We start from the raw sequence: 6,000 nt of genomic DNA on the forward strand, positions 1-6,000 counted from the left end.
AGGGGAGAAGTGACCCGTTGCGGCCCTTCCGCCTTTGGAGGAGAGGCTCTCAGCCCCTATCCAACGCTTCCAACTCGTCGATCAGCCCTTCGATCATCGACAGGCCCTGGCTCCAGAACGACGGATCTGTGGCGTCGAGGCCGAAAGGCTTCAGCAGTTCCGAGTGATGCTTGGTGCCGCCCGCCCTCAGCAGCTCGAAATATTTCTCCTGGAAGCCTTTCTCGGCTTTCTGATAGACGGCATAAAGCGAATTCACCAGGCAATCGCCGAAGGCATAGGCGTAGACATAGAAGGGCGAGTGGATGAAGTGGGGGATATAGGCCCAGTAGGTCTCGTATCCTTCCGAAATGCTGATCGCCGGCCCGAGGCTTTCCGACTGGACGGAGAGCCAGAGTTCGCCGATGTCGTCAGCCGTCAGTTCTCCTGATTTGCGGGCGGTGTGCAGCTTGCGCTCGAATTCGTAAAAGGCGATCTGGCGCACGACCGTGTTGATCATGTCCTCGACCTTCTGCGCGAGCATCGCCTTGCGCTCGCGTTTGTCGGTAGTCTTTTCCAGCAGCGCGCGGAAGGTCAGCATCTCGCCGAAGACGGAAGCAGTTTCGGCAAGCGTCAGTGGCGTCTGGCACATCAGCGCCCCTTGCGCGCCGGCGAGAACCTGATGCACGCCGTGGCCGAGTTCATGGGCAAGCGTCATCACATCGCGCGGCTTGCCCATATAATTGACGAGCACATAGGGATGGGCCGAGGGAACCGTCGGATGGGCGAAGGCGCCGGGCGCCTTGCCGGGACGAACCGGGGCATCGATCCACTGTTCGTCGAAGAAGCGCCTGGCGATATCCGCCATCTCAGGGGCAAAATTACCATAGGCCGACAGCACCGTATCCTTCGCCTCCGGCCAGGAGATGATGGCGCTGGAGCTTTCCGGAAGGGGCGCGTTGCGGTCCCAGAAATTCATCTGCTCCATACCGAGCCATTTCGACTTCATCTTGTAATAGCGATGCGAAAGGCGGGGATAGGCTTCGCGGACGGCCGCGGCCAGCGCATCGACGACCTCGCGCTCGACACGGTTTGCCAGGTGGCGGCTGTCAGCGATGTCCTCGAAGCCGCGCCAGCGGTCGGCGATCTCCTTGTCCTTGGCAAGGGTGTTGGTGATCAGCGTGAAGGTGCGGATATTTGCCTTGAAGGTTTCAGCGAGCGCTATGGCTGCCTTGCGGCGCACGTCGGGATCCTTTTCCTGCAGCCTGTTCAGCGCCACTTCGAGCGGCACTTTCTCGCCATCGATGTCGTAGCGAAGTTCCGCCATGGTTTCGTCGAAGAGGCGGTTGAAGGCGGCGGCCGATGTCATCGACTTCTCGAGGAAGAGCTGTTCCAGCCTGTCGTCGAGCTGGTAGGGCTTGTCCTTCCTGAGGTCGAGCAGCCAAGGGCGATAGTGTCCGGCGGCGGGATCATTCACCATGCAGGCGTCGATCACCGTGTCGTCGATGCGGTTCAGTTCCAGCGTGAAGAACAGGAGATGGCCGGAAAATTCGGTGATCTTGGCCTGCACGTCGCCGTAGAGCTTGCCGTTTGTCGGGTTGGTGGTGTCGGAGAAATAGGTGAGGCCGGCAAAGGAGCCGAGGCGGCCGATGACGTCGTCCAACGCCTCATATTCCTTCAGCGCCGCGCCGATGCCCTCAGCGCCCGTCTTCGCTGCCGCCTCCGTGAGTTTGCCCTTCCACTTTTCTTCAAAGGCGATTGCGGCCTTGCCGGCTTTTTCCATGTCGGCGACGAAGGCGGTGGAGGTAGCGGAGGGATAAAGATCCTGCAGCTTCCAGACCGGCAGATCGCCGAGCGCCGGGTCGGCGGCCCCAGCTGGCACTGCTGGAGATAAAAGAAGGCCGGCGTGCGGGAGCTTGATTTTCATGGGCGCAATTCCTCTCCACTTTCATAACAGGTCTGATTGTCTACCGCATCGGCCCGAAAATCGGAATCGATTTTCGGAAAGCACGATGCGAGGATTGAAAGTGTTACAGCGTCCCTTGCGCGCCTGAAAAGACGCGCGGCGCTGTAAGCGTGCGAAGGCCTCGCATCAAGGGGTTTTCGGCGCATGAAGGGCGTCGCTTCGGCACGAAAATGACCCGTTCCAATCGTTAAAATGCAATTGTTTCTCAAAACTGGATGTTCAAGCCTTCCTGTCAGAGTGCGCTTTATGGTTTCGCATGAAGTGAGGCGACAATGACCGGTTACAATGAGCTCAAGGGAGCAGGGCAAATCCTCGTGGTCGAAGATGACCCCGTGCAGCGCCGTCTGCTCAAGAACGCAATCGAGCGTCACGGCCATGTCGTGCACCAGGCGGAAAACGGCCGCATCGGCCTGGAAATGGTCAAACGCGACAGCGGCCTGTTCAACGTCATCGTCCTCGACCTGATGATGCCGGAGATGACCGGCCTCGAATTCCTCGATGCGCTTCACGAATTCGGCACGCAGATCCCGGTCATTGTGCAGACGGGGCAGGGCGGCATTGAAACGGTGGTGCAGGCAATGCGCGCCGGCGCCTTTGATTTCGTCGTCAAGCCGGTCTCGCCCGAACGCATCGCCACTTCGATCTCGAACGCGATGAAGCTCGACCAGCGCGAAGTCAAGGCGCGAGCCGGACGGCGGTCGCGCTCAGGTTCGGTCGGCTTCGACGATATCGTCTCGGCAAGCCCGGCGATGCTCCGCGTCATCGATCTCGCCCAGCGGGCGGCTCAGTCCAACATTCCCGTCGTGCTCGAAGGCGAATCCGGCGTCGGCAAGGAGCTGGTGGCGCGCGCCATCCAATCCGGCGGCGACCGCTCGAACAAGCCCTTCGTCACCGTCAATTGCGGGGCGATCCCGCATAATCTGGTCGAGAGCATTCTCTTCGGTCACGAGAAGGGCGCGTTTACCGGCGCGACCGAGCGCCACATCGGCAAATTCATGGAAGCCGATGGCGGCACCATCTTCCTCGACGAGATCGGCGACCTGCCGCTCGAGGTGCAAGTGAAGCTCTTGCGTGCCGTGCAGCAGGGCGAGATCGAAACCGTCGGTGCACGCACCGCACACAAGGTCAATGTCCGACTGATTTCGGCGACCAACAAGGATCTGATCGAGGAGGTCAAGAACGGCCATTTCCGCGAGGATCTCTATTATCGCCTCAATGTCTTCCCGATCACCATTCCGGCGCTGCGCAAACGCAAAGAAGACATTCCCAATCTGGTGCGCGTCTTTGCCGAGCGCTTCTCCAGCGAGCAGAAGAGTGGTCGCCGCATGACGGTGAATGCCGGCGCGCTGGCGTTGCTGACCGCCTATGACTGGCCGGGCAATATCCGCCAGCTTGAAAACGCCATCTTCCGTGCGGTCGTTCTGGCCGAAGGGCCGGAGCTGACCGAGGCGGATTTCCCGCAGATCGCCGCCCAGCTTCCTGAATACGATGTGGTGGACCACCTGGCGCTCGTTGCCGACAATACCGGCCTCGATCCCGACGATGGCTATGGTGAGGACTTCAGGGCGTCGATGTCGGGAGAGGTGCACCACCGCCGGTCCGAGGCCCCGGAAAATGCGATTGCCAGCGTCAATCCCGCCGGAGACGTCCGCAGGCTTGCCGATGTCGAGGAGGAGCTCATCCGATTCGCGCTCAAATTCTATCGTGGACAGATGAGTCAAGTCGCGCGCAAGCTCGGCATCGGCCGATCCACACTTTATCGCAAGCTCAAGGATTACGGCATAGACCCTGACAATCCCCAGAAAGATGCGGCTTAAGCGCTTTTCGTTAAGATTAAGGCAACCACGTTTTGTTACTAGTCATAAACCACTTGTTAGTGGCGCGTTCACTATGTAAAGAAAAGGTTGATCATGTGTGGCATTTTTGCCATCGTGTGACCGCATTTGACAGTCATCTGAGGCAGTACGGGACATTGTCTGTCTGACGGGGATCGAGTTGCCGAATCTGAATGGGAATTCCAAGCCTTCGCGCTTGAGCTGGCGCTTGTTGTGCGCCGACATCTGCGGAAAGGCAATAAGGACGGTAGCGGCCGCCCTTCTTGCGCTCGCGGTTTCCTCACCGGTATTCGTTAGTACGCCTTCGCAGGCAGCGGGCGACACCCGCAGCCTCAAGCTCTATTTCATTCATACCGGCGAAAAAGCCGTCATCACCTACAAGCGCAATGGCAAGTTCGACCCCAAGGGCCTGGAGCAGCTGAATCGCTTCCTGCGCGACTGGCGCAAGAACCAGCCGACGAAAATGGACCCGCGGCTGTTCGACCTGATCTGGGAAGTCTATCGCCAGAGCGGTTCGAGGGACTACATCAACGTCGTCTGCGGTTTCCGTTCGCCGGGAACCAACGAGATGCTGCGTGGCCGCTCGCGCAATTCCGGCGTCGCCGAAAAGAGCCAGCATATGCTCGGCAAGGCGATGGACTTCTTCATTCCCGACGTCAAGCTGGCGACGCTGCGCGGCATCGGCATGAAGATGCAGGTCGGCGGCGTCGGCTTCTATCCGAAGTCGGGCTCGCCCTTCGTGCACATGGATGTCGGCGGCGTTCGCGCCTGGCCGCGCATGAGCCGAGACGAGCTGGTTCGGCTCTTCCCGAACGGCAATACCATCCATATTCCGGCCGACGGCAAGCCGCTGCCGGGCTACCAGCAGGCGATGGCCGACTATAAGCGCCGCGTCAGCGGCACGCAGATCCAGATCGCCAGCGCTTCCGAATCGGCGCCGAAGCACAAGACGCTGTTTGCCGCACTCTTTGGCGGCGGGGCCGACGAGCAGGAAGACGAGACGGATGATTCCACCCCTGTTGCCGTTGCCAAGGCGACGCCGCCGAAGGCTGAGCCTGCTCCTGTCGAGCCGCAGCAGACCGAAGTCGCCGATCTGAACGCGCCGGTGCCGCAGGTTCGCCCGGCGTTCAGCAACCAGCCCGCCGGCAGCGAAGTCGCGAGCGCGCTCGTAGCGCCGCCTTCGGGTAATGCCGCACAGCAGGCTCTTACGGCCCTTCCGGTCGATCAGGCCCAGCCGCAGCAGTTCGCCGACCTCAGCGCCTACAGCATTCCGGTTCCCTCGCTTCTCGGCCAGCGCCGTGCGCCTGGTGACGCCGAGGTCGCGTCGACCGATCCCATGCTGACGGGCGCAAATGGGCTGCCGGTTCCGACGCCGATCGAACGCCCTGCCGTTGCCGAGAACCTTCTTGCTGCGGCCGAGGCCGATCCGGAGGCAGAAGCCGACGAAGCCGATCAGGACGCGCTGTCTCCTGCCGTGGCCGACGCACTCGACCAGCAGCGGAACGATGGGGAAAGCCAGATCGCGTCGAAGGCGCCGCCGCAGACGGTTGAGCAGGCGATCAACGCCGCGATGACGCAAAAGGCGCCTGCCGCGAAGCCGCCGCTCGAACTCGCGGCATTGGCACCGATGACCAAATCGGCAAGCTTTGGCGATAGTTTCGACGAACCGGCCGCCGAAAGCGCCGTGGCGCAGGGTCTTCCTGCCAAGGGTGGTCGCCCGACGCAGAAGGAAGCCGCCGCAGCGGATGCCAGCCGCACGACGGTGCGCACCGAGCCGAAGCTGACGGAAAAGATGATCTCGCAATGGGCGCTTACCAATGCCCGCCTGGAAATGGCCTCCAGGCAGGTCAAGGCGCCGCGGTTCGTCAGCCAGACGATGCGCGCCCAGCCGACCGCCGTCTATGCCGAGGGCTTCAACGTCAAGACCGCTTCGGTCGACCCGGCCCGCTTCAGCGGCACGGCTGTGAACTTCATGGAAGTGCGCAAGTTCAACACGAACTGAGCCTGCCGATCACGCAATATCGAAAACCGCCGGAGCGATCCGGCGGTTTTTCTTATGGAATAAATAAACCTCCACCTTCGGTGGAGGACTGGACGTGTTCTACATCATAGTTGAGAGACCTCCGAGCTTGGACCGTTAGATTGGCCGAGACATAGAACGGAGGTTTTATGGACGAACGATCGCAATCACACGCGACGTGGGACTGCAAATATCATGTGGTC

General features: G+C 60.9%; 3 protein-coding genes. 2 read left to right on the forward strand and 1 reads right to left on the reverse strand.

All coding sequences use genetic code 11. The features are described 5' to 3' along the window. Window positions 1-49: 49 nt before the first annotated feature. Entirely contained in the window at window positions 50-1,903 is a 1,854-nt protein-coding gene (locus ACIPSK_RS27105; protein WP_162116985.1) for a M3 family oligoendopeptidase, read from the reverse strand. A gap of 311 nt (window positions 1,904-2,214) precedes the next feature. On the opposite strand from ACIPSK_RS27105, the gene ACIPSK_RS27110 reads away from it, so the two are divergent. Together ACIPSK_RS27110 and ACIPSK_RS27115 are read left to right on the forward strand one after the other, a co-directional pair. After that, window positions 2,215-3,759, forward strand: a complete 1,545-nt coding sequence (locus ACIPSK_RS27110; protein WP_162116986.1) for a sigma-54-dependent transcriptional regulator — start codon at window positions 2,215-2,217, stop codon at window positions 3,757-3,759. Window positions 3,760-3,937: 178 nt separating this feature from the next. Then, window positions 3,938-5,779, forward strand: coding sequence for a DUF882 domain-containing protein (locus tag ACIPSK_RS27115; protein WP_162116987.1), 1,842 nt, complete (start codon window positions 3,938-3,940; stop codon window positions 5,777-5,779). Window positions 5,780-6,000 lie beyond the last annotated feature (221 nt).

Source organism: Rhizobium sp. LARHSG275, assembly GCF_052871115.1.

Excerpts from the sequence above, each read along its gene's own strand:
- ACIPSK_RS27105 (WP_162116985.1), bottom strand. The coding sequence starts at position 1,903 with ATGAAAATCAAGCTCCCGCACGCCGGCCTTCTTTTATCTCCAGCAGTG.
- ACIPSK_RS27110 (WP_162116986.1), top strand. The coding sequence starts at position 2,215 with ATGACCGGTTACAATGAGCTCAAGGGAGCAGGGCAAATCCTCGTGGTC.